The organism is Halobacillus sp. ACCC02827 (genome assembly GCF_030291935.1).
In the GTDB taxonomy this organism is placed as follows: domain Bacteria; phylum Bacillota; class Bacilli; order Bacillales; family Halobacillaceae; genus Halobacillus.
This window is the reverse complement of the sequence record NZ_CP128168.1, coordinates 3,540,119-3,563,016: the sequence shown is the minus strand read 5'-3', so window position 1 is coordinate 3,563,016 and position 22,898 is coordinate 3,540,119. Positions and strand designations below refer to the sequence as shown.

Annotated in this window: 23 protein-coding genes and 1 riboswitch; of the genes, 11 read left to right on the top strand and 12 right to left on the bottom strand. The window is 52.0% G+C overall.

Annotated elements, in window-relative coordinates:
* The first annotated feature begins 44 nt into the window (after nucleotides 1-44).
* From QRD89_RS18670 to QRD89_RS18655, 4 genes are all read left to right on the top strand, one after another.
* Nucleotides 45-410, top strand: a complete 366-nt coding sequence (locus QRD89_RS18670) for a CidA/LrgA family protein (protein WP_008634316.1) — start codon at nucleotides 45-47, stop codon at nucleotides 408-410.
* Nucleotides 407-1,096, top strand: a complete 690-nt coding sequence (locus QRD89_RS18665; protein WP_008634309.1) for an LrgB family protein — start codon at nucleotides 407-409, stop codon at nucleotides 1,094-1,096. Before QRD89_RS18670 ends, QRD89_RS18665 begins: the two co-directional genes overlap by 4 nt.
* A gap of 129 nt (nucleotides 1,097-1,225) precedes the next feature.
* Complete coding sequence (locus QRD89_RS18660) at nucleotides 1,226-1,519, top strand: YesK family protein (RefSeq protein ID WP_008634307.1); 294 nt, start codon at nucleotides 1,226-1,228, stop codon at nucleotides 1,517-1,519.
* Nucleotides 1,520-2,080: 561 nt separating this feature from the next.
* Nucleotides 2,081-3,583 carry a malate:quinone oxidoreductase gene (locus QRD89_RS18655; protein ID WP_008634305.1) on the top strand — a complete coding sequence of 501 codons (1,503 nt, stop codon included), beginning with the start codon at nucleotides 2,081-2,083 and terminating at the stop codon, nucleotides 3,581-3,583.
* A 132-nt stretch (nucleotides 3,584-3,715) separates the two neighbouring features.
* On the opposite strand, the gene QRD89_RS18650 is transcribed toward QRD89_RS18655, so the two are convergent.
* Complete coding sequence (locus QRD89_RS18650) at nucleotides 3,716-4,654, bottom strand: pseudouridine-5'-phosphate glycosidase (RefSeq protein WP_286096018.1); 939 nt, start codon at nucleotides 4,652-4,654, stop codon at nucleotides 3,716-3,718.
* On the bottom strand, nucleotides 4,651-5,760 hold the full coding sequence (locus tag QRD89_RS18645) for a carbohydrate kinase (RefSeq protein ID WP_286096017.1): 1,110 nt from the start codon (nucleotides 5,758-5,760) through the stop codon (nucleotides 4,651-4,653). Before QRD89_RS18645 ends, QRD89_RS18650 begins: the two co-directional genes overlap by 4 nt.
* Nucleotides 5,761-5,944: 184 nt before the next feature.
* Nucleotides 5,945-6,048: riboswitch (SAM riboswitch) on the top strand.
* Nucleotides 6,049-6,131: 83 nt separating this feature from the next.
* Here QRD89_RS18645 and QRD89_RS18640 point away from each other — a divergent pair.
* Nucleotides 6,132-7,238, top strand: coding sequence for a 5-methyltetrahydropteroyltriglutamate--homocysteine S-methyltransferase (locus QRD89_RS18640; protein WP_286096016.1), 1,107 nt, complete (start codon nucleotides 6,132-6,134; stop codon nucleotides 7,236-7,238).
* Nucleotides 7,239-7,336: 98 nt separating this feature from the next.
* Here the strand turns inward: QRD89_RS18640 and QRD89_RS18635 are convergent, their stop codons facing one another.
* The 4 genes from QRD89_RS18635 to ahpC all read right to left on the bottom strand — a co-directional run bounded on the left by QRD89_RS18635 (nucleotide 7,337) and on the right by ahpC (nucleotide 11,817).
* Complete coding sequence (locus QRD89_RS18635; protein ID WP_286096015.1) at nucleotides 7,337-8,107, bottom strand: YibE/F family protein; 771 nt, start codon at nucleotides 8,105-8,107, stop codon at nucleotides 7,337-7,339.
* Nucleotides 8,104-9,240, bottom strand: a complete 1,137-nt coding sequence (locus QRD89_RS18630) for a YibE/F family protein (RefSeq protein ID WP_286096014.1) — start codon at nucleotides 9,238-9,240, stop codon at nucleotides 8,104-8,106. The genes QRD89_RS18635 and QRD89_RS18630 overlap by 4 nt, the downstream gene beginning before the upstream one ends.
* Nucleotides 9,241-9,707: 467 nt before the next feature.
* On the bottom strand, nucleotides 9,708-11,237 hold the full coding sequence (gene ahpF / locus QRD89_RS18625) for an alkyl hydroperoxide reductase subunit F (protein WP_286096013.1): 1,530 nt from the start codon (nucleotides 11,235-11,237) through the stop codon (nucleotides 9,708-9,710).
* 16 nt (nucleotides 11,238-11,253) lie between these two features.
* The gene (gene ahpC / locus QRD89_RS18620) at nucleotides 11,254-11,817 is read right to left on the bottom strand and encodes an alkyl hydroperoxide reductase subunit C (protein ID WP_008634293.1); all 564 of its coding nucleotides are present in this window, start codon (nucleotides 11,815-11,817) and stop codon (nucleotides 11,254-11,256) included.
* Between the two features lie 348 nt (nucleotides 11,818-12,165).
* On the opposite strand from ahpC, the gene QRD89_RS18615 reads away from it, so the two are divergent.
* The gene (locus QRD89_RS18615; RefSeq protein ID WP_286096012.1) at nucleotides 12,166-14,169 is read left to right on the top strand and encodes an acyltransferase family protein; all 2,004 of its coding nucleotides are present in this window, start codon (nucleotides 12,166-12,168) and stop codon (nucleotides 14,167-14,169) included.
* Between the two features lie 53 nt (nucleotides 14,170-14,222).
* Here QRD89_RS18615 and QRD89_RS18610 read toward each other — a convergent pair whose 3' ends face one another.
* Nucleotides 14,223-14,669: a MarR family winged helix-turn-helix transcriptional regulator gene (locus QRD89_RS18610; protein ID WP_008634291.1), complete on the bottom strand. Its 447-nt coding sequence runs from the start codon at nucleotides 14,667-14,669 to the stop codon at nucleotides 14,223-14,225.
* Nucleotides 14,670-14,791: 122 nt separating this feature from the next.
* Between QRD89_RS18610 and QRD89_RS18605 the strand changes: the two genes are divergently transcribed.
* A complete protein-coding gene (locus QRD89_RS18605; protein WP_286096011.1) occupies nucleotides 14,792-15,247 on the top strand; it encodes a CBS domain-containing protein in 456 nt (151 codons plus the stop codon).
* 20 nt (nucleotides 15,248-15,267) lie between these two features.
* Entirely contained in the window at nucleotides 15,268-16,494 is a 1,227-nt protein-coding gene (locus QRD89_RS18600) for an MFS transporter (RefSeq protein WP_008634289.1), read from the top strand.
* A 368-nt stretch (nucleotides 16,495-16,862) separates the two neighbouring features.
* On the opposite strand, the gene QRD89_RS18595 is transcribed toward QRD89_RS18600, so the two are convergent.
* Together QRD89_RS18595 and QRD89_RS18590 are read right to left on the bottom strand one after the other, a co-directional pair.
* Nucleotides 16,863-17,495 carry an FMN-dependent NADH-azoreductase gene (locus QRD89_RS18595; protein WP_008636217.1) on the bottom strand — a complete coding sequence of 211 codons (633 nt, stop codon included), beginning with the start codon at nucleotides 17,493-17,495 and terminating at the stop codon, nucleotides 16,863-16,865.
* A 453-nt stretch (nucleotides 17,496-17,948) separates the two neighbouring features.
* Nucleotides 17,949-18,371 carry an organic hydroperoxide resistance protein gene (locus QRD89_RS18590; protein WP_008636215.1) on the bottom strand — a complete coding sequence of 141 codons (423 nt, stop codon included), beginning with the start codon at nucleotides 18,369-18,371 and terminating at the stop codon, nucleotides 17,949-17,951.
* A gap of 107 nt (nucleotides 18,372-18,478) precedes the next feature.
* Between QRD89_RS18590 and QRD89_RS18585 the strand changes: the two genes are divergently transcribed.
* Both QRD89_RS18585 and QRD89_RS18580 read left to right on the top strand, forming a co-directional pair.
* Entirely contained in the window at nucleotides 18,479-18,910 is a 432-nt protein-coding gene (locus QRD89_RS18585) for a MarR family winged helix-turn-helix transcriptional regulator (RefSeq protein WP_008636211.1), read from the top strand.
* Between the two features lie 68 nt (nucleotides 18,911-18,978).
* Complete coding sequence (locus QRD89_RS18580; protein ID WP_286096010.1) at nucleotides 18,979-20,157, top strand: DUF418 domain-containing protein; 1,179 nt, start codon at nucleotides 18,979-18,981, stop codon at nucleotides 20,155-20,157.
* Between the two features lie 38 nt (nucleotides 20,158-20,195).
* Here the strand turns inward: QRD89_RS18580 and ymzB are convergent, their stop codons facing one another.
* Complete coding sequence (ymzB, locus tag QRD89_RS18575; RefSeq protein ID WP_008636206.1) at nucleotides 20,196-20,540, bottom strand: protein YmzB; 345 nt, start codon at nucleotides 20,538-20,540, stop codon at nucleotides 20,196-20,198.
* 82 nt (nucleotides 20,541-20,622) lie between these two features.
* Between ymzB and QRD89_RS18570 the strand changes: the two genes are divergently transcribed.
* Nucleotides 20,623-21,306, top strand: coding sequence for an LppM family (lipo)protein (locus QRD89_RS18570; protein WP_062515083.1), 684 nt, complete (start codon nucleotides 20,623-20,625; stop codon nucleotides 21,304-21,306).
* 24 nt (nucleotides 21,307-21,330) lie between these two features.
* Here the strand turns inward: QRD89_RS18570 and QRD89_RS18565 are convergent, their stop codons facing one another.
* Nucleotides 21,331-22,074, bottom strand: a complete 744-nt coding sequence (locus tag QRD89_RS18565) for a hypothetical protein (protein ID WP_286096008.1) — start codon at nucleotides 22,072-22,074, stop codon at nucleotides 21,331-21,333.
* 25 nt (nucleotides 22,075-22,099) lie between these two features.
* A complete protein-coding gene (locus QRD89_RS18560) occupies nucleotides 22,100-22,867 on the bottom strand; it encodes a hypothetical protein (protein ID WP_286096007.1) in 768 nt (255 codons plus the stop codon).
* Nucleotides 22,868-22,898: the final 31 nt, after the last annotated feature.

Sequence of the window (22,898 nt, the reverse complement as noted above, 5' to 3'; positions counted from 1 at the left end):
CTATACTAGGGGTTGGAAGTTCATTAAGGAAAGAAGGATTCATTGTGTCAAAAGCAGCAAAGATTCTCTTACAAATAGCCGGACTCTATCTTATTTATCTGATCGGGACGTGGATCCAGTCGGCGCTCCACCTGTTCATTCCCGGCAGCGTCATCGGCCTGCTTCTGTTATTCGTATTATTGATGCTGAAGGCGGTACCGGAGAAGTGGTTCCGGAAAGGGACGGGCTTCATGATCGCGAACCTCCCGTTCTTCTTCATCCCTGCGACCGTCGGTATCATCAGTTACGCTTACGTCTTTAAAGGAAAAGGGCTGCTTCTGATCGTGATCGGCCTTCTCAGCACCGCGCTTGTGATGGGGCTCTCCGGAGTCGTCACCCAGCGGATGGTCAGAAGGAGGGAGGAAGCATGAAGGAGATAGGTATCGGAATCTTCATGGTCGTCCTCACGGTGGCTGCCTATAAGGCGGCGACCTTCGTTTACCGGAAGCACAACCGGATGTACACGGCGCCGATCATCGTCTCGACGGTGATCATCATCGCGTTCCTCCTCGTCTTCCACCTTCCGTATGAAACGTATATGACAGGCGGGAAGTGGATCGATCACCTGCTTGGGCCGGCCGTCGTAGCGCTTGCGTATCCGTTGTATCAATACAGGGAGATTCTGAAGCGCATGCTCGTCCCGATCGTCACAGGAACGTTCATCGGCGCCATCGTCGGCATCACGTCAGGTCTGCTCCTCAGTAAGTGGGCAGGATTCAGCAGCCTGATCATCCATTCGATCGTCCCGAAATCCGTGACGACGCCTGTTGCGATGTCCATTGCCGAATCGACGGGCGGTGCGATGCCGCTCGCCGCTGTCTTCGTCATGATCGCCGGCATCGGCGGTGTGCTGATCCATCCGTTCGTCATGCGCTATACGAACCTGACGCACCGGATCGGGCGCGGCGTCGGGATGGGAAGTGCCTCCCACGCCATCGGAACAGCGACGGCGATGGAGCGCGATACGCTGGAAGGCTCGATCAGTACGATCGCCATGGTGCTGAGCGCCGTCATAGTATCGATCCTTGCCCCTGGTCTGTCCCTGTTACTACTATGAAAAATGACGAAAAACGTCGGAGACTCCGGCGTTTTTTTTCGTTTCTTGTAGATTGGGAGAATGCCCCTTGCTGAACGGGTTAATATTGGATAGTATTAGCTTAATCTAATCGGATAGGAGGCGGAAAGGATGATGATTGGGGGACCATTTCTCGTTGCGACGATTCCCGGGGTGCTGGTCGTGATACTCTCGTACTGGCTGGCGCAGAAGAATCTGCCGCTGCTGGTGAAGATGCTGCCGACGATGCTGGCGGCCCTGGCTGCCACCATCCTGTTTTTTGTCGGCTTCGTCATGATCCGAGGTTTTGAAGGAGCGGCGTACAGTCTGCTTGCCATCTTCTTGATGGGCTATGCCGTCGTCGCTTCGACCGTTGCCAGGAAGAGACGGCAGCTGCTTAAGGAGAAGGAATCCGGAGAGGCGTAATCTACGCCTCTCTTCTGCTTTTTGAAAAAATTATTTTCAGGTAAGAGGGACGGGCTCCGGGAAATGGGACGCTTTCCACGGGGCGGCCGGTGAGCCTCCTCATCGCTTCGCTCTTCCGGGGTCTCACCTGTTCCGCTAATCCCGTCGGAGTCTGCCCATTTCCCTCCGCCCTTCACGGCGAGCATCCTTTCTTCTGATACAAAAGTAAAAATGTGAGGAGATCCGGAACCTATTTTGTCATGGTTTCAGAAAGATACATAACGTCCTTTCTATGGGAAATGGTAGCACGATTCCAATTTTCGTCCCATGTGTTTTTTACATGCACGGGACATGCTTTCTTTTCTTACTATAACGGAGAACGTATTTTTCCTTGGTCATGTGCGGACAGACGCCTTTCCTGCCGTTTTCCGATATGAAAAATTGTATATAATTGTTAGATAATAGTGACTTTTCGGTGTATAAAGCGGTATCATAGAGACAGGGTCATTAAATGACAGGAGAGGTGCGATTTTGTGACCTCGGCATCTTTTCTGCAAATTTCATGATATAAGGATGGTTAATATGAGCAGCAGAGAAACGAAAACAGACGTGATCTTGATAGGTGCTGGCATTATGAGTGCGACCCTCGGTTCACTCTTGAAGGAATTAGCCCCAAATTGGAACATTACCGTTTTTGAGAAGCTCGGAACGCCCGGAGAAGAAAGCTCGAATGAATGGAATAATGCAGGGACTGGCCATGCGGCTTTGTGTGAGTTGAATTACACGAAGGAAAAGGCGGATGGTTCGATCGATATGACGAAGGCTGTCTCGATCAATGAACAGTTTCAGGTGTCCAAACAGTTCTGGTCTCATTTGGTGAAGACCGGCCAGTTGAAGGACCCGGAACAGTTCATCCGGCCACTGCCCCACATGAGTCTCGTCTTCGGAGGAGAGAATGTCGACTTCCTGAAGAAGCGCTATGATGCGATGTCACAAAATCCTCTTTTCAAAGGGATGGAGTATTCGGAAGATCCAGAGCAGTTGAAAGAGTGGATTCCGCTCATCATGAACGACCGCCATACTCACGGACCGGTCGCGGCGACGAAGATGGATAGCGGTACCGACGTCAACTTCGGTTCCTTGACAAGGAAGCTGTTTCAGAATCTGGAGGCCAAAGGGGTGGAAGTGCAGCATCATCACCACGTCAAGGATTTATATCGGACGAACGACGGCCGCTGGGAATTGAAGATGTACGATGATAAGAACGATAAGCTGGAAACCCGGAAGGCGGATTTCGTATTCCTCGGTGCGGGTGGTGGAAGTCTCCATCTTCTGCAGAAGTCCGGCATCCCGGAAGGCAAAGGAATCGGCGGTTTCCCTGTCGGGGGGCAGTTCCTTGTCTGCAAGAATCCGGAGATTGTCGAACAGCATGAAGCGAAGGTGTACGGCAAAGCTCCCGTAGGTGCACCGCCGATGTCGGTGCCGCACTTGGATACCCGCTATATCGGCGATCAGAAGACGCTGTTGTTCGGTCCGTTCGCAGGGTTCTCGCCGAAGTTCCTGAAGACAGGTTCGTTGATGGATTTGTTCACATCGATCAAACCGGGCAACATTTTGACGATGCTTGCAGCGGGAATGAAGGAAATGGCGCTGACGAAGTATTTGATTCAGCAGGTACTCCTGTCGAAGGAGCAGCGGATGGATGCTTTACGGGAGTTCATCCCGAATGCGAAGAGCTCCGATTGGGACCTCGTCGTTGCCGGCCAGCGTGTCCAGGTAATCAAGGATACGAAGGAAGGCGGCAAAGGAACGCTCCAGTTCGGGACGGAAGTCGTGAACAGTGCGGACGGTTCAATTGCTGCTTTGCTCGGGGCATCTCCGGGGGCATCGACAGCCGTGCACGTCATGATCGATGTGCTGAACCGCTGCTTCCCTGACCATATCGATCAATGGAAGCCGAAGCTCGCCAAGATGATTCCATCCTACGGCGTATCGCTCGTCGATCACCCGCGGATGATCCAGGATATCCACCGTACGACAGATGAGGCGCTTGGTCTGGCAAAAAAGGAACTGATCTTTAGTTAGGGGTGTATAGAAAGAAGAAAAAAATAAGAAGCATATCGTTTTCCAAAAGCAGTCGCCGATCGGGTCGGAGAAGGGGAAAGGTACCCCCTTTTCCCGCCGGCGGATGGAAACAAAGCTTCTTCCTGGACAAGCCTATCGCTGATAGGCTTTTTTCTTTTGTTCGTAAAAAGCGACGGCTGCGGCGGCTCCGAGTCCGGCATTCGCTTTGATGAGTTCGATGTTAGCGGCGAGGCTTCTGCCTTCGGTGGTGTGGTTGACGTGATCCAGCAGGAACGGTGTGACGTCCTTGCCTGTGATGCTCTGCTTCTTCGCTTCAACGAGCGCCGCTTCTATGACGCCCATCATGTAGGACGCATCAAGGGCGTGACCGGAAGGGATCGGGTTGGCGATGACGGCTCCTCCTTGAAGACCGAGCTCCCATTTCGTATGAAGGATGCGCCCGATTTCCTCTGCGGCATCGACGCGGAAATGGACGGCAAAGTCGGATGTGCGCGTGAAGAAGGCAGGAAGGGAGTCTGTCTGATACCCCATCACCGGTACTCCTTTCGTTTCCAGATACTCGAGGGTCAGGCCGAGGTCGAGGATCGATTTCGCACCGGCACAGATGACTGCGACGTTCGTCCTGGCGAGCTCCTCCAGGTCTGCCGATATGTCCATCGTCGTTTCGGCCCCGCGGTGGACGCCGCCGATGCCGCCGGTCACGAACAGGTGGATGCCGGCGAGGTCGGCACAAATCATCGTTGCGGCTACCGTTGTCGCACCGGAGCGGCCGGTCGCAAGCAGATACGGGAGGTCTTTACGGGAAGCTTTGGTGATATCATCCCTTGAGGCGAGCGCTGTCAATTCTTCCGCTGTCAGCCCGATTTTGATTTGGCCGTCAAGGATGGCGATCGTCGCCGGGACGGCTCCGTTATCCCGGATGATCTGCTCGACTTCCTTCGCCGTTTCGATGTTTTCAGGATACGGCATACCGTGGGAGATGATGGTGGATTCGAGGGCGACGACAGGCTTTCCTTTATCCAAAGCTTCGTTCACTTCTTGTGATAGGGAGAGATAGGGATTGAGATTCATAGGAACTCCTCCTGTTTTTTTATTAGATGGGTCGTCAAATCGGGATGGACGGTCGCTGTCGTCTGGACGCAGAGGGCGGCGCTCTTCAGTCCGGCATGGACGGCTTCGGACAGTGGACTGCCGTCGAGCCAGGCGTGCAGCACAGCAGCGGAGAATGCATCTCCGGCGCCCGTGACGTCTACGGTCGTGTCGAGGGCAGGGGCGGGATAGTGGCGGATGCTGCCACCGCTTTCCCCGACCATGACACCCCGCTTGCCCCATGTCACCGTGACATAGCGGACACCGCAGGCGAGCCAGTGTTCAACGGCGCCTTTCCACTGGTCTTCGTTTTGAATGGGAATGTCGAAGTGTGCGGCGCTTTCTTCGACGTTCGTCATCAGCCACGTCAGGCCGCTGATATCTGCGGGCAGCCGCTTCATTTTCGGTATCGAGACGGTGATGAAGGCGACCGGCGTGTGGTCGGCGGCTGCCTCCTTAAGCAGGAAGGCGAGCGTCTCCTGCGGGCAGTTCAAATCGGCGATGACGCATTCGGCCTGCTTCCATTTCTTCTCGTGACGACGGATCTCCTCCGGAAGAACAGCGTCGTAAATAGCCATATCGGCGAAGGCCATCGTCATTTCTCCGTGCTCGTCGAGGACAGCGGTGTACGTGCCTGTGTTCCGGTCCGGCAGATGGAGGACGCCGTCCATTATGATATACTCGGCAGAGGCGCGGGCGATGATCTCCCAGTCGGCATCTCTGCCGGCAGCAGTGATGAGTGTCGGCCGGTTTCCGAGACGACCGAGGTTTTCCGCGATGTTTCTGGCGACGCCGCCGGCGCTTGCGGTCGATCGCACCGGATTCGATGTCTTATAGTCGAAGCGCTCCAGGCAGTGATACTTGCGGTCGACGTTGGCGGCACCGATGCAGAGGACAGGACGGGAATGATTCAGGACATAGGCGCGGCCGAGCAGAATATTTTTCTGTACAAGCTGGGAGATGACGTTGGCGACGGTGGACCGGGACAGGGCGAGGATTTGGGAGAGGTCGTGTTGGGAAATATACGGGTTATTTGCAATCTGTTCATACACCTGACGTTCGCGGTCGGTCAGTTTGTTTGGTAACATAGACAGCCCTCCGGACAAATGTTTGATTCATGGAACATATGTCTAAAGTAGCTGAATTGGAAAAAGCTAGCAATAAAATAGAGACAGGTCGTACGTCCGACTTATCGACAAAATTTTCCGACAACAGGTTGCCAATCGTTTGGGAATTGCTGTATAGTGGGGCTAACAACTTCATAGATAAACGTTCTTATCGAGAAAGGTGGAGGGACTGGCCCTTTGAAGCCTTAGCAGCAGACTCCTGACGGGTACTGTGCTAATTCCAGAAGCGTACGTGCTTGCAGATGAGAAGAGGTTAGATACGCAGGTAATCCGCTCTTCTTATGGTGAGAAGTGTGGATTTTTTTAATTTCAACGGAAGAAGGATGATAGAGATGACGAATTCAACCATCAAACGAGCTCCATTCAAAGGCGATCATGTCGGGAGCTTCCTGAGACCCGAGCGTTTGAAGGAAGCGCGCCGGCAGAAAGCGGAGGGGACGATTTCCCAAGAAGAGCTTCGCCGGATCGAAGACGAAGAGATAACGAAGCTTGTCGCGAAACAGAAAGAGGCAGGACTTCCTGCCGTTACAGACGGGGATTTCCGTCGCAGCTGGTGGCACTTCGATTTCCTTGAAGGACTCGATGGAGTGGAAGGCTACGACAAGGAGAAGGGACTTCAGTTCGACGGGGTGGAAACGAAGGCACGCGGTGTCAAAGTGACTGGAAAGGTCGGGTTCACGGATCATCCGGCGATCAGGGACTTCCGTTTCCTGAAAGAAATCGCCGGCGATTCCGTCGCAAAGCTGACGATTCCGAGCCCCAACATGCTGCTGTTCCGTGCCGACATCGACAGGGAGATCTACCCGACGGATGAAGCGCTGCTCGCGGATTTGGTGGATGCGTACCAAGGATTCATTCAGCGGATTTACGAAGAAGGGTGCCGCTACCTGCAGCTCGATGATACCGCCTGGGCGAGCTTTTTCTCGGAAAAAGGCAGAGAAGCGATTGCTGCGGAAGGCCGCGATCCGGAACGTGCCGCTACCCTGTGTGCCCGTTCGATCAACGAATCGATTGCAGAGCGTCCGGAAGACCTGTTGATCACGATGCACATCTGCCGCGGAAACTTCCGTTCGACCTTCATGACGACAGGGAGCTATGAAGCGCTGTCGGAGACGATCTTCGACGGTTTGGACGTCGACGGCCTGTTCCTGGAATTCGATGATGAACGCTCCGGCGGCTTCGAACCGCTCCGTCACGTCAACCGCCCGGATCTGTCGGTCGTCCTCGGCCTGATTACATCGAAGACCGGCGAACTGGAAGACCCGGACCGGATCAAAGCCCGGATCTTAGAGGCATCCGACTATGTGCCGATGTCCCAGCTCTGTCTCAGCCCGCAGTGCGGGTTCGCATCGACGGAAGAGGGGAATGTGATTTCAGAGGAAGAGCAGTGGGCGAAGATCCGACACGTGCTTGAAATTGCAGAGGAAGTTTGGAGATAGATAGTATAGAAAAAGCGTCCGGCTTACGAGCCGGACGCTTTTTTGTTTGGAGAGCGGGCTCCGGTAAATAGGGACGCCTCGCCCTCTCCTAAGGGCTATTATTCAGCAGCCATCGCTTTCCTCCGCACCGCGAAAAAGGAATGGATGGCCGCTGTGACCGGGATGATGAGCGCAATGCCGATGCCGGCACAGAAGATCGCGATCATTTCTTCACTGAACACTTTGGAATTGACGATTTCGCCCAGCGAATAGTCCAAATCCTTGAACCAGATAAGCAGGGCAAGGTAGCCGCCGAAGAAGGCGAAGAACAGCGTGTTCGTATCCGTCCCGAGGATGTCGCGGCCGACGTTCATGCCGGAGACGAACAAGTCCTTCCTTGAGATCTCCGGATGGTGGTGCTGCACCTCACTCATCGATGACGTGATGGAAATCGCCACTTCCGTGATGGCGCCGATCGTCCCGATGATGATGACGGAGGCGGCGATTTTCACGAAATCGAGCCCGATGTATAACGAGTAGGGCGCGAGGCTGTCGGAATCTTCTTCACTGAACCCTTGGATCATCGACATATCTGTAATCAAATGGATGCCGACGAGCAAAATGGCGATCGTGACCATCGTAGCGAGAAACGCGGTGCCCGTCTTCAAATTCCAGTCGTTCACGTAAATCAGGTTGACGTAGCTGATGACCGCACAGGCGATGATGGTCACGATGATCGGATTGATGTGCGGATCGAGCATGAAAAACAGCGCGACGATGAGAATGACGAAGTTGAAGAATAACGATGCGAACGATCGTACTCCTTTTTTTCCTCCGACGAGGACCATCAATAGGAATAATATGGCGGTTAAGGCGACTAGTACATTCATGATCTCTTCCTCTTTGCGTTAATGATGAACAGTGTAGTGTAGACACTGATCGGGATCGTCAGGACAATGCCGATGCCGCCGACAAGCGCCCGGGCGATTTCAAGCGACAGATTCATGGACAGCGTGAAGCCGAGCGGCGATGTATTCTTCAAGTAGAGAAGAATCGACGGGATCGAGCCGGCGGCATAGACGAAGAACAAGATGCTCGTCAGGGTCCCCATGACGTCCTTTCCGATGTCCATACCGGATTTCCGCAATGCCTTTCCTGTGATGGCGGCATCCTTCTCATAGAGTCCGAACAGTGATGAAGCGATCGTGATCGATACGTCCATCACGGCACCAAGCGAGCCGATGAACAGCCCGGCCATGAATACTTCCCTGTACGGACGGGTCAAATACTGCATTTCCTCATAGCGGAGGCCGTTCCCCTGCAGGGCCTGGATGACGAAATAGGCGATCGCTAAAGAAACGGAAATGCCGATCAGCGTAGATAGAATGGCAGCATACGTCTTCTGATTGAATCCGTTTAAGAAAAGGAGTGAACCGATGCTGAACAAAATGACGAGCCCGCTGCAGATAAAGAGCAGGGTACCGTCGGAATTGGCGATATAAAGATCGAGCGCGAAGTACATCAAGGCTGCGTTGACGACGAGGCTGACGATCGAGAGTGCGCCGCGCTTTCTACCGACAATCAACAGTAGAAAAAGGAAGACCCAGGCGGCAGCGAGGACGTATTTGTCACGCTTTGCATCGATGATCGCACCGGTCAGTCCATCTTCCTGCAGCGAATTTTCATCGATGGAAACAAACACTTCATTCCCTTCCTCGTACTTTTGGTCGTATGCTTCCGAAGAAGAGTATTCGTTGCTCATGTCGATTTTTTTACCCTTATGGGGTCCGTTCAATATTTCCCCGGAAATGGTTTGTGTAGAAATGGTGTCTTTATTGTCGTGGATGTCTGTAACATTCTCCGTATCGACCGTCTGCGTATCGGTCACTTCTGCAATCGTGCGGCCGTAAAGTCCGGCGTTATGGTTGACGAATACCATCGAAGCGATGCAGGTGATGGCGAGCAGGGTGATGACGATCCATTGGCGGTGGGTGATACGGGTAAGTATCTTTCCTGCCTTCATGTTTGAATAAGCCTCCATGCCAACCGTCCGGCGGTGCGGACAGTGGAAAACTGGGCTCTTGAAAGAGTCCGCTGAATAACGCGCTTATCATAGCAGATAACTCCCTCACCGTCAAAACTCTCCGTAGGTTAACTATATTTGCTTTAGCCACTTAAGTTTCCCGACAGCCTGTTAAGTTCTGACTTCGAAAAGAGGAAGTGATTTTCAGGTAGAGAGCGGGCTCCGGGGAATAGAGCGCTTTCCGTGGGGTGCTCCTCATCGCTGCGCGCTTCCGGGGTCTCACCTATGCCACCATTCCCACAGGAGTCTGCTCTATTCCCCTCCACCCTTTACCATACACGCCTTTCCTTTGATTTATTGATGCAGCCTGATTCATATTTCAAAGGGGGGAAGGCTTTACCTGTTCCTTAGATTTTCGCGGCAGACTAAAAAAGCCCTGTCTTCGAAAAGACAGGGCTTAAATTCCATCAGTTACGGATCAGGTGGTCGAACGCACCCAAGGCTGCATTCGCTCCATCTCCCATGGAAATGATGATTTGGTTGTACGGGCTGTCGGTACAGTCGCCGGCTGCGAACAGGCCGGGTACGTTCGTTGCGCCGCGTTTATCGACGACGATTTCGCCTGTGCGTGTTCGATCGACGAAGTCACCGAGCCACTCGGTATTCGGTACGAGACCGATTTGGACGAAGACACCATCAAGCTCGACATGCTTCTCTTCTTCGGTTTCACGATCGATGTACGTGAGACCATTCACATTATCAGAGCCGGTGATTTCCGTCGTCTGTGCATTTGTAAGGACGGTTACGTTCGGAAGGCTGTGCAGGCGTTCCTGCAGCACTTCATCTGCACGCAGTTCCGCGCCGAATTCAAGGACCGTGACGTGTTTCACGATACCGGCAAGGTCGATCGCCGCCTCGACACCGGAGTTTCCGCCGCCGATGACTGCTACGTCTTTGCCTTCGAACAACGGGCCGTCACAGTGTGGACAGTAAGCGACACCTTTGTTCTTGAATTCTTCCTCTCCCGGTACGCCGAGCTGACGCCAGCGGGCACCTGTGGAGATGATGACGGTTTTACTCTTCAGTACGCCGCCGTTCTCAAGCTCAAGTTCGAATAGATCGTTCTTCTCAAGCGAGCGGGCCTGCTGAAGGTTCATGACGTCGACCTCATAGTCCTTCACGTGTTCTTCCAGACTTGCAGCCAGTTTCGGGCCTTCGGTCTTCTTCACACTGATGAAGTTCTCGATGCTCATCGTATCCTGTACCTGTCCACCGAAGCGTTCGGCAACGATTCCAGTACGGATTCCTTTACGGGCGGTATAAATCGCTGCAGATGCTCCTGCAGGGCCGCCGCCGACGACAAGGACTTCATACGGATCTTTGTTGTTGAACTCATCCGGGTCCGGACCGTCTCCGATCTGACTGACGATCTCTTCCAGGCTCATGCGTCCGCCGCCGAAGAATTCGCCGTTCAGATATACGGAAGGTACAGCCATGACGTTGTTGCTTTCTGCTTCTTCTTTAAAAGCGGCACCATCGATCATCGTGTGGGTGATGTTCGGATTGACGACACTCATCAAGTTAAGCGCTTGGACAACATCTGGACAATTATGGCATGTCAGGCTGACATACGTTTCGAAATGGTACGTTCCATTGATGTTTCTGATTTGTTCAAGGACGTTTTCGTCAGCTTTGGGAGCTCTTCCGCTCACTTGCAGCAAGGCAAGGACGAGGGAAGTGAATTCGTGTCCCAAAGGTACGCCGGCGAATGTGATGCCTGTTTCTTCGCCCGGACGGTTGACGCTGAAGCTTGGGGTGCGCTTCAGTTGTGCTGTTTCTGCAGTGATCCGAGGAGACATGGATACCAGCTCTTCTGTAAGAGCCAGCATCTCTTTCGATGTGTCATCCTCGCCTGCACTGATCTTCAGCACGACGTCCCCTTCCATCATCTGGAGGTACTGGTCTAGTTGTGCTTTGATTTGTGCATCAAGTGCCATAAGTCACTGTCACTCCTTAGATTTTACCTACTAGATCAAGGCTAGGTGTAAGTGTTTCAGATCCTTCTTCCCATTTAGCAGGGCATACTTCACCTGGGTTGTTGCGTACATATTGAGCTGCTTTGATTTTGTTTACAAGCGTGCTAGCGTCACGGCCGATTCCGCCTGCGTTCACTTCTACAGTTTGAACAACGCCGTCTGGATCGATGATGAACGTTCCGCGATCTGCAAGACCGGACTCTTCATCAAGGACGTCGAAGCCGCGGGTAATCGTCTGGGAAGGATCCCCGATCATGGTATAAGTGATTTTACCGATTTTTTCAGAGCTGTCGTGCCAGCCTTTGTGTACGAAGTGCGTATCTGTGGATACAGAGTAAACTTCTGCACCAAGTGCTTTAAGATCTTCGTATTGGTTCTGAAGGTCTTCCAATTCTGTAGGGCATACGAAAGAGAAGTCTGCAGGATAGAAGCAGACAACGCTCCATTGACCTTTGAATGTTTCGTTGCTTACGTCTACGAATTCACCGTTTTTGAATGCTTTTGCTTCGAATGGTTGTACTTCTTTACCGATTAGAGACATAGTTGAATTCCTCCTGAGTTATGGTTTTCTGCTTCAAAAAGCAGTAATTTATAATAATTCTAATACGACACCTATTATTAAATAAAACTCCATGTTTGTCAACCGCTGCGATAAATTGTCACATTTACGGATGTGTTACTAGTATATCCAATTTCATCGGATGAGAAACGGGCCGGTTAATTCTCAATCATTAGCATTCTATTGAAAAAGGGAATAGTTCGAATTGTAATTCATTTGTTAAATTATTGGAAATTGGTAAAAAAATTAGGGAAAACTGTTATGCTTAACGTATCTATACTGAATGATGCTGCAGCAATGCGTCGTTGATTACTTGGGGGTTTTGATAGTATGAAAGATTTAAGAGCGCCGGAAAAGCGGTTCCGGCCCGAAATTGAAGGTGTGCGGGCGGTCGCTGCACTTCTCGTCGCTATCTACCATATATGGCTCGGTTCCGTTTCCGGAGGGGTCGACGTCTTCTTCATCGTATCCGGATACTTGATCACCACTTCGCTGTTATCACGGATGGTAAGGGAAGGGAGCCTGAACGTCAAGGAATATGTCCTTGGTCTTGCAAGGCGGCTGTTCCCGGTTGCCTTCACGGTTCTGTTCACGGTGATCGTGCTTTCGTTCATCGTGATGCCGCAGGCGCAGTGGAAGCAGATCATTGCGGAAGGGTTCTCGTCCGCTTTCTACTTCCAGAACTGGCAGCTTGCCTTCAGTTCGGTTGATTATTTGGCTCAGAACAACCTTGCCAGCCCGTTCCAGCATTTCTGGGCGCTGTCGCTGCAAGGGCAGTTCTATATTACGTGGCCGTTTGTCATTATGCTCGCCTATTATTTAGCACGTAAAGTATTAAAGACGCCGGTGAGAAAGACGCTTCTCGGCGTGCTGCTCGTCTTGTTCACCTGTTCCATCGCGTATTCGATTTACAAGACGGCAGTCAATCAGCCGTGGGCCTATTTTGATACGTTTGCGAGAGCGTGGGAGTTCAGCCTCGGCGGTATTCTGTCCTTGCTGCTTCCTTATTTAAAATTCAAACGAGGAATCAGCATCGTCATGGGGTGGGTCGGCCTTGCCATCGTCGTATTCACAGGGATGGTTGTTCCCGTTTCGACGATGTTCCCGGGCTACATCGCTCTCCTGCCGACAATGGGGGTCATCTTCGTCATCGTTTCTGCGGAGAACGGAGGGCGCTTCGGTGTCGACAAACTGCTCGGATCGAAGCCGTTCCTGAAATTCGGCGGGATTTCGTATGGATTTTATCTGTGGCATTTTCCGCTTCTTATTTTGTATTACTCCTACTTCAATACCGATACGATCTCCACAGGGGCTGGAATCATCGTTCTTGCCATTACGGTCGTTCTTGCCTACGTCTCTGTGAATTATATTGAAAAGCCGATCCGGAAGCTGAACGTACGGACGGCGAAACGAAGAATTGTTCTCGCACTCAGCTTCTTCATCATCCCGACGCTTGCTCTCAATACGGCTTGGGACCTTTACAGCAGTCAAGTGAAGGGATCGGCCTATGTCGTGGAAGACTACCCGGGTGCAAGAGCGGTTATGGGGGATATCGAGCCTGCTGACGATAAAGGTCCATATCCGACGCCGATCGAAGTCCAGGAGAACCTGCCGTCTTTTTATGAAGATGACAGCTGCTTCACGTACACGAATGAAGAAGGGCTTGAATATTGCTCCAAAGGGGAGACGGAAAATCCGGATTATACGGTCGCCCTTGTCGGTGGTTCCCATTCCGGACACTGGTTCCCGGCTCTTGAGGAATTGTCGAAAGACTTTAACCTGCAGATCGATGTTTATAATAAAGATGCGTGCCGGTTCTCTGCCGACGATTTCAACGGCAAGTTGAATGAGACGTGTGTGGAATGGAATGAAGATTTGCTTGCGAAACTGTTGGAAGAGCCGCCGGACCTTGTCGTCACGACAGCGACGGTCGGTGCCGGAGACAAAGTTCCGGACGGGTATAAAGAACAGTGGCGGAAACTTGAAGGTATAACGGAAGTTTTCGCCATCCGGGATAATCCTCGTATGGAAGAGGATCCGCTCATCTGCCTCGAACAGAATGATTCTGTCGATGACTGTTCGGTACCGCGCAGGGAAGCGCTGGCGGACGTCGTACCGTGGGAAAATACAGAAGACCTGCCTGGGAACGTGACCTATGCTGATTTGTCGGATTACTTCTGTGAGGAAGACAGCTGTAAGCCGGTTATCGGCAACGTGTACGTTTACCGGGATGAACACCATATCGGAACGCTTTATTCGAAGACGCTCGCTGTCGGATTGAGTGAACCGCTCGAGGAAGCACTGACGAAAGTCGATGAAAACCAAGCTTCCTGAGAACAAATAAAAGCCAGGCACGGGAGAGAGACCCGTGCCTGGCTTTTTTTCGGCTATAAGTTGAGCCGTTTATTGATCGTTTCATTGTATTTCTTCAATAGTCTTCCGAACGTTTCCTGTTCTTCGTCCGTCCAGTCAGAAAGCACGCGGGACAAGCGCTCAAACCGGCGCTGTTTATTGCCCTCCAGTTCTTCGGAACCGAGCTTCGTAATCCGGTAGAAGTAGGCGCGTCCATCGTTCGGATTCGGTATCTTCTCTACATACCCTTTAGCGACAAGAGCCGCCGCCTGCCTGCTGATCGTCGAAACGTCCAGATGCAGATCTTCCGAAAGGGCTTTCACTCCGGCCGGACCATAAGTAGTCAGCTGACGGAGCAGAATATATGCCGAACGTTCCAGACTGTCGTCCTGTTTCTCTGTCAATACGATCCGGCGGATGAAGTCTGTGACTTGTCGTTCGATCACTTCTACGGATCTGTCACTCAATCCTGCCACCTCCATTAATCCTTTTCCTCCTTTTATCATAACATAGTTGAACGCATTGTCTTGACATAAGAACTTTTATAGTTGTATTATACAAGTAATTGTTTGTATTATGCAACTAAATGGGAGAGGGAGATACCATGCAGGCACAAGATATGATGATGCATGACGTGCATCGCGTAAATCACACGGATTCGATTCGGACCGTTCTTGCCAAGTTGATTCATGAGGAGATCAGCGGGATGCCGGTGACGGATCAAGCTGGAAACATCGTCGCTTATATCAGTGAGGAAGACATCATGCGTTATATAGGGAAGCACAAAGACTTCTTCGTCGATTCTTTGTACACAGTAGCGGTCATACCCGGAGATCGTGATCCGTTCGATGAGCGGATTGAAGAGGTCCTCGACTTGAACGTCATGGAGCTTGCGGATGATTCCGTTCTTACGGCGTCGGTGGAGACAGCAGGGGAGGAAGTCGCCGCCCTGCTCGGGAAAGACGAGGTCAAAAAGCTTCCGGTGGAAAAGGACGGCAGACTCGTCGGAATCATCAGCCGCGGTGATGTGATCCGCCACATCTTCCATTCGAAATTATAAGGAAAGGGGACATGTTATTTATGTCTACACAAACAAACCAGGTCCCACCGGTGACTATTGCCGAAGAACCTGGAATTTTACATCAGCCGAAATCGGTGTGGGCGGTCTTTTTCGCCTGTATCATCGCTTTCATGGGGCTGGGTCTTGTTGATCCAATCCTGCCTGCCATAGCCGAGCAGCTGGATGCAGAACCAAGTCAGGTTACGCTCTTATTCACTAGTTATAATGCCGTCATGGCCGTTGCGATGCTCGTCACGGGGTTCATCACTTCGAGAATCGGAATGAAGAAGACGCTTCTTGCAGGGATCGTCATTATCGCGATCTTCTCCGCCCTTGGTGGTCTTTCCAACGGAATCTGGGAGCTTGTCTTCCTGCGCGGAGGCTGGGGACTCGGTAACGCCCTGTTCGTTGCCACAGCTCTTACAGCGATCGTTACGTTGTCCAACAGCGGAAACGCAAAAGCGATCATCCTGTATGAAGCAGCCATCGGTCTCGGCATTTCCGTCGGTCCACTCCTTGGAGGCTGGCTTGGAGCGATGTCATGGAGAGGACCGTTCCTTGGGGTTGCGACGCTTATGGTCATTGCTTTCATCGGTCTGACGACGCTCATGCCGAAAGCGAAGCCTTCAGCAGGCGTTGCTAAGAAAAAAACATCGCTCGGCGATCCGTTCCGTGCATTGAAGCACCGTTCTCTCTTGGTGCTCGGAATTACGGCCGCCTTGTACAACTTCGGGTTCTTTACGCTGCTCGCCTATTCCCCGTTCGTACTCGGACTGGATGAACACGGACTCGGATTCGTCTTCCTCGGTTGGGGAATTCTGCTTGCCGTCACATCCGTCTTCACTGCTCCGAAGCTGCAAAAATGGTTTGGAACCGTGAAGTCGATGTGCCTGATGCTCGTTGTCTTCGGTCTTGTTCTCCTTGCTATGGGAGCTTGGACATCTACACAATGGGTCGTCATCGCTGCGGTCATCTTCGCTGGTGCGCTGCTCGGTAATAACAATACGCTCATTACGACAGCGGTCATGAACGCAAGCCCTGTCGAACGCTCGACGGCTTCTGCCGCCTACAGCTTCCTGCGCTTTTTGGGTGGTGCGCTGGCACCGTTCCTTGCGGGTAAACTGGCGGAAGTATATAACTCAAGCGTACCGTTTTATGTAGCGGGGGTTGTCGTGTTGGTATCTGTGCTGTTTGTCGCTGTAAACGCGAAGCACGTCCATCACGTCGATGAAGCAGAAGGCCATTAATCACATGCGAAAAGAGGCACCGGATCCGGTGCCTCTTTTTTATTTGTAAATACTGAAATGGTTAAGATGATAATCTTCCTCACCACATAGCTGATGGGTGGATACGTACGTAGGCTATATTCCAGTTAAGCGGATGGAAAGTACATAAGGTAAAGGGCGGAGGGGAAGGGGGCAGACTCCTGCGGGAGATGCGGCACAGGTGAGACCCCGGAAGAGCGCAGCGATGAGGAGGCTCACCGGCCGCCCCGCGGAAAGCGCCCCCTTCCCCGCAGCCCGCTCTATCATCTGATCTATCTTTATAGGTGTTAACTACTCTCAGTATATAAAAAAAGGCACTGGGAACGATCCCAGTGCCTTTTCTGTAATCCTTATACGTTTTGGTAAGCGACGTTTTTCGCAGCTTGTGCGACTTTCTCAAGACCTTCGTTAACGATCGTTTCCGCTTGATCCGGGTTCGCATTGTGGCCTTCGATGATTACTTCTTCTGTAATCTTCATGCCGAATAGTCCACCAAGAACGTTACGCATGTAGTTCAAGGACATTTCCATCGGTGCCATGGACGGATCGGAATAGTTGCCGCCGCGGGCGTTCAGAAGGATCGCCTGTTTGTCTGTCATAAGCGGCTTCAGACCTTCCGGCGTGTACTTGAATGTGAAGCCTGCTTCGGCTACATAGTCGATGAACGTCTGCAGTTTCGCAGGGATCGTCAAGTTCCATAGTGGGAACGCGACAACGACGACGTCTGCTTTGCTCAACGCGTCTTTCGCTTTCTGCTTCGCATCCATCAAGCGCTGCTCGTCTTCGTTCATAGCGGCACCTTCCTGGATTTTACCGATCGCAGTGAATAGATCCTGGCTCAAATATGGTGTATCTTCGGCGAACAGATCATACGTTTCGACGTTGACGTCTTGATTCTGCTCAATATTTTCCAAAAACGCGTCGTACATCTTCGTTGAAATACCGTCTGGACGGTTGTTTGCTTTTATAACTAATACGTTCACTTGTAAAACCTCCTAAGTTGTTGTCCTCACAAGTTTATTAACACACGTATTATAATATCTTGAAGTTGAGAGTTCAACCGATATGCTTCGAGTTTTGTCCGTATTTGTCGGCTGGTTCGGCAGCAAACAGCCTGTTCTTATGGTGCTCCGAACGGTTTCTGTTCAGTAATCCTTTTTCTGCAAAAAAAACGAAAGACCGTCATCGGCCTTTCGTTTTTTACTGCAGGGGGGAGGGCTCCGGGAAGAGGGGCGCTTTCCGCGGGGCGGCCGGTGAGCCTCCTCATCGCGCTGCTCTTCCGGGGTCTCACCTGTGCCGCATCTCCCGCAGGAGTCTGCCCCTCTTCCCTCCGCCCTCTGCTGCTATTTACTTCCTTAAGCTTGTAGGGAATAAGGCTTTGAGGGCATAATCCCTTCCTTTTAATGGTTCTAAAAAATTTTCTTCTATGATAAAAATTAAACGGCTTTTGCTTCCAGATCGACTTCGATATTTCCGCGCGTAGCGTTGGAGTAAGGGCAGACTTGGTGGGCTTTCTTGACGAGTTCGTCTGCTTCGTCCTGGCTTACGCCTTCGATTTCGACGAACAGTTTAACTGCAAGTCCGAAGCCTTCGCCTTGTTTGCCGATGCTCACTTCCGCTGTCACTTTCGATGTGATTTTCTTTTTCGCCTGGGATGCGACTAGTTGGAGAGCACTGTCGAAGCACGCAGAATAACCTGCTGCGAATAGCTGTTCCGGGTTTGTTGCGCCTTCTTTTCCGTTGCCGCCGAGCGCTTTCGGCATCGTAAGATCCAGTTCCAATGTTCCGTCTGAAGATTTGACGACGCCTTGACGTCCACCTTCTGCTGTCGCTTTCGCTGTGTATAGAGGTTTAACCATGTTCAACAACTCCTTCATGTTTATTTAGATTGTGCACAATTAAATAGTACACAATTGAATTGTGTTTGGCAAGGCATTTGCTATAATGGAACCAGGAGGGTTGCCGAATGGCCGATGAAAAAATGAAGTTGGAAAATCAGATTTGCTTTTCTTTGTATGCGGCGACGCGCGAGATGACGAAGATGTACCGTCCGCTTTTAGCCGATTTGAATATTACGTATCCACAGTATTTGGTGCTGCTCGCTTTATGGGAGGAGAGTCCGCTGACGGTGAAGGAGCTTGGCCGCCGGCTTTATTTGGATTCCGGGACGCTGACGCCGATGCTGAAGCGGATGGAGTCGGAAGGTCTGATCAGGAGAGAGCGTTCGACACGCGATGAACGGAGCGTCGACGTCGTTTTGACGGATAAAGGGAAGGAAGCGGAAGAGAAAGCGGAGTGCATTCCGGACCTGCTGCTCGAACGTCTGCATATGGAAGAAGCGGACATCCTTCAGTTGAAGGAAACGCTGCAGCAGCTGCTTCCCGGAAATCAGAAATAATTGGAAAATAAATGAATCTTCTCTGCTCGACTTCCCGTATGAATAAGGAAAGAGAGGGGAGAAGTTCATTGAAACAAAGAATTGGTGTGATAGATGCGCTGAGAGGATTCAGCTTGTTCGGAATCCTGCTTGCCAACCTATTGATATTCCAGTACGGGATTTACGGAAAGGATGAATGGGACTTCGGTACGGCAGATGCTGTCGGTCACGATATCTTGAAGGTGTTCGTCGAAACGAGCTTCATGCCGATTTTCGCCTTCCTGTTCGGATATGGAATCATCCTTATGTACAGCAGCTGGAAGGAGAAGGGTTTCCGTGTGAAGCGGCAATTCACCCGCCGGTTCCTGGCGCTGATTGTCCTTGGTCTCCTGCACGGAATCCTTCTGTGGGAAGGGGATATCCTCTTCGCCTACGGTATGATGGGTTTCTTCCTGCTTTTGTTCGTGAAAAGGAAGCCGAAGACGCTGCTCATCTGGGGAATCGTCGTCCTTATTCTGACGTCGGCGTTCTCCTACGGCAGCGGGGGACTTGCAATGACATCAGAAGAGCAGACGAGGATGGATGCGTATGTGGAAGATACGGTCGATATCTATGGGAGCGGGACGTTTGTTGAAATCATGACCCACCGTTCGCAGGAAGACCCGTTGATGCTCGGGCCGGGTCTGATGTTCCTCATTCTTGCACTCTCGCCGTTTCTGATCCTGCCGATGTTCCTCTTCGGGATGTATGCGGCAAAACGTCAGCTGTTCAACAGAGTGGAAGCTGACATAGCGGTATGGAAGCGCGGGGCGCTGTGGCTTACCCTTGCCGGGCTTGGGCTGAAGAGCATGATTGTCTGGATGCCGGATTCGGGCTGGTCGGGAATCGGGTACGCGCTCGGCGGACCTCTGCTCGCTCTCGGTTACATCTGTCTTTTCACCGCAGCGTTCCACGGCCGCTCTTCACTATTCGTCCGGGGGATGGAGGCGGTCGGGCGTCTGTCGTTGACCAATTACCTGCTCCAGACGGTCTGCTGTATTTTCATCTTTTACGGCTTCGGTCTGGGGTTGTTCGCTTCCCTCGGAATCTGGGCGGGAATCGCGATCGGCGTGCTGGTGTTCAGCCTGCAGGCGGCACTCAGCCTGTGGTACAGCCGTTATTTCCGCCAGGGACCGATGGAGAAAATCATCCGGATGTTTACGTATTGGTCGTTCAAGGGTAAAAATAAGCGCCCGCAGCCGTCTACGGATCTTCCGAAAGCGCAATGAGAAAAAAAACAGCCGGACAACGACTGCCGGCTGTTTTCTTATTTTCTTGCGATCGTGTAGTCGCCTCTTGCCGTCTTTAGAAAGAAGCGGTCGTCGTTCCATTCGTAATGGGTCGTCTCCTCCAGCGGAATTTCGTAATAAGGGGTGGGGAGGGGCTCTGTCCCTTGCATGTCCGTGCTGACATATCCCTTTCCGTGCAGGTAGAGCGTATAGGGACCCATATAGCCGTCGATACTCATCGGGTTCACAGAATAGGAAACGTCGTGCAGCTGCATGGAGACGGCATCTTGATCGCGCAATTCGTGTTTCGTGATGCAGATGTCTGTACCGATCCACGTCTGCAGATGCTGGTGGAAATCTTCCATCGTGTTTGAAATCGTCATAACTATTCCTCCTGTCTATTATAATCTTGTACATAAAGACACATCTCATAGGTGGAAAATTATCCTTGTGGAGGGGATGTAAATGAAAAGAAAATGGTGGATTGCTCCGGCACTTGTCCTCATCCTGATTCTTTCCGGATGTGTGCAGGGGAATGTCGGGGTGAAAATCAATAAGGACGGAAGCGGCGAAACGTCGTTCCGGATCGGCGTGGATGAGAATGCGTCCGGGCGCTTCTCCGGCCGGACGGATGGCCTTGTCGAAACGGCAAAAGCCGAGCTGACCCAGCGAGGCTATGAGGTCAGTGATTATACGTCCGGCGGATACACAGGCTTTGAAGCATCCAAGTCGTTCGAAGACATTCAAGAGATGGACGTGCTGCCGGCATCGGGCGTCGTTTCGGACGGGGCGCAGGATATTCCGGTCGACACGACAGTCGAGGAGGGATTTTTCACGCGCACCTATGCGATCGTCGCCGATGTCGATCTCGGTGAATCCGTCTCGATCCCCGGAGCCGCGCGTTTGATCGGCGACCGGATCGACTTGACCTTCACGCTTGACCTGCCGGTGAAGCCCAAATCCCACAACGCCGATGACGTCGACGGCAACGTTCTCACGTGGAATTTGGATGCTCTGGAAGAAAACCGGATCATGGTCGAGATCACCGTACCGAACATCAAAAACATTGCGATTACCGCTGGGGCCGCCATCGTGCTGATCGTTCTGTTCTTCGTCTTCCTGCGACGCAGAAAAAGACTTTCCCGATGAAGCACCTGGGAAAGTCTTTTTTTATTAAAACTGCAGGCCACAGTCGCCGATGGACGTCGACTTGCTCATCCGGCCGCGGAAAACGGTGGAGAAGGACTGGCCCATTCCGTTATCGGCATTGATGATCCATGTCCCGATGTTGTTATCATCGATGGTCACTTCAATGGATACGTCGAAGACGCCCCGGAAGTAGCCCTTGGCAATCGCCGTCCCACGTAAGCGGATGGAACGATCCCCGTCACAAGAGAAATCGATACGTCTTCCTTGGAAAAACCGCAGCTCTACCTTTTTTCCTTCAAAGGAAATGTTGAAGTCATCGACATCCGGGTTACATCCAGGCTCCGTCTGGAAGCACTGGATGGCACTCACATTGATTTCACCGGAAACAGAAAAACTCTTTCCTCTATCGGTGATGTCTGCCTGCGCCTTCGCTTCATCTCTCAAGCCGACCCGGAATTTACAAGGACATTCGACCGGCGGACACTCGATCTGTGTGCCCGCGAATCCCATTTGTACCTCCCCGAAAACGATGGCCGATGCCTCGATGGTAATGGATACAAGCGGTGTCCCCACGGGCACGGTGACCGTCGTGGTGAAGTCCCCGTTCACATCGGTGACGGCGGGGTTCGGATCATACGTGACCGTATCCTCTGGAAAATCACTGAAAAAAACTTCTATATCTTCGACCGGTGTCCCTTCCGCACATGTCAGCGTCCCTGTTATGACGGCCTGACAGGTGATGATCTCCGGTACATTCAAAGTCAACATTACGTTTCACACTCCATAAAAAAAGTTAGAATTGAACATCACACTCGCCGATGGAAGTGATCGGGTTCATCAAGGCGGTGAAGACGGTCGAGAACGAATGGTTCATATCGTCGAAGGCATCAATCGTCCATGTCCCGACATTATTTTCATCGACGACAACCTCGATGTTCACGTCGAACAGGCCGCTGTAAAGGTTTCCTCTGCCGATGGCGGTACCGCGGATTCGTGCGACGTTGTTCCCTTCACAGCCTATTTCGATACGCCGTCCTTGAACGAAGTTGATTGTCGTCCCTCCGGCATTAAAGGTGATGTTGAAATTATCTACGTTCGGATTACACATCGTGCTCGCTGTAAAGCATTGGACAGCGGTAATATTAATGATTCCAGTGAGATCAAACGGTGCCCCGTTATCGACGACTGTAGCCGTCGCTGTGGCCCGGTTTCTGGCCACTCCAAGTCTGAATTTACATGGGCATTCGACCGGTGGAGGCGGAGGGTCCGGGGAGCAGATGATCTGCGTCCCGGCGCTCCCCTGCTGTACTTCTCCGAAAACGACGCTGCTGGCGTTGACGACTAAAGAAAGCAGTTCGGTATCAGGGTTGACGGTTACTGTAGTGGAGAAGTTGCCGTTCGCATCCGTGATGGCAGGGTTGGGATTATAGGTCACGTTATCTTGCGGAAAGTCCAGGAAGGCTACTTCGCCGTTGTCGACCGGAGTCCCTTCGGCGCATGTGAGTGTCCCGGTAATGACGGTCTGGCATGTGATGAGGTCTGGAACATTCAAGCTTAACATCGTTGTTACACTCCATTTCGAACAATATTAA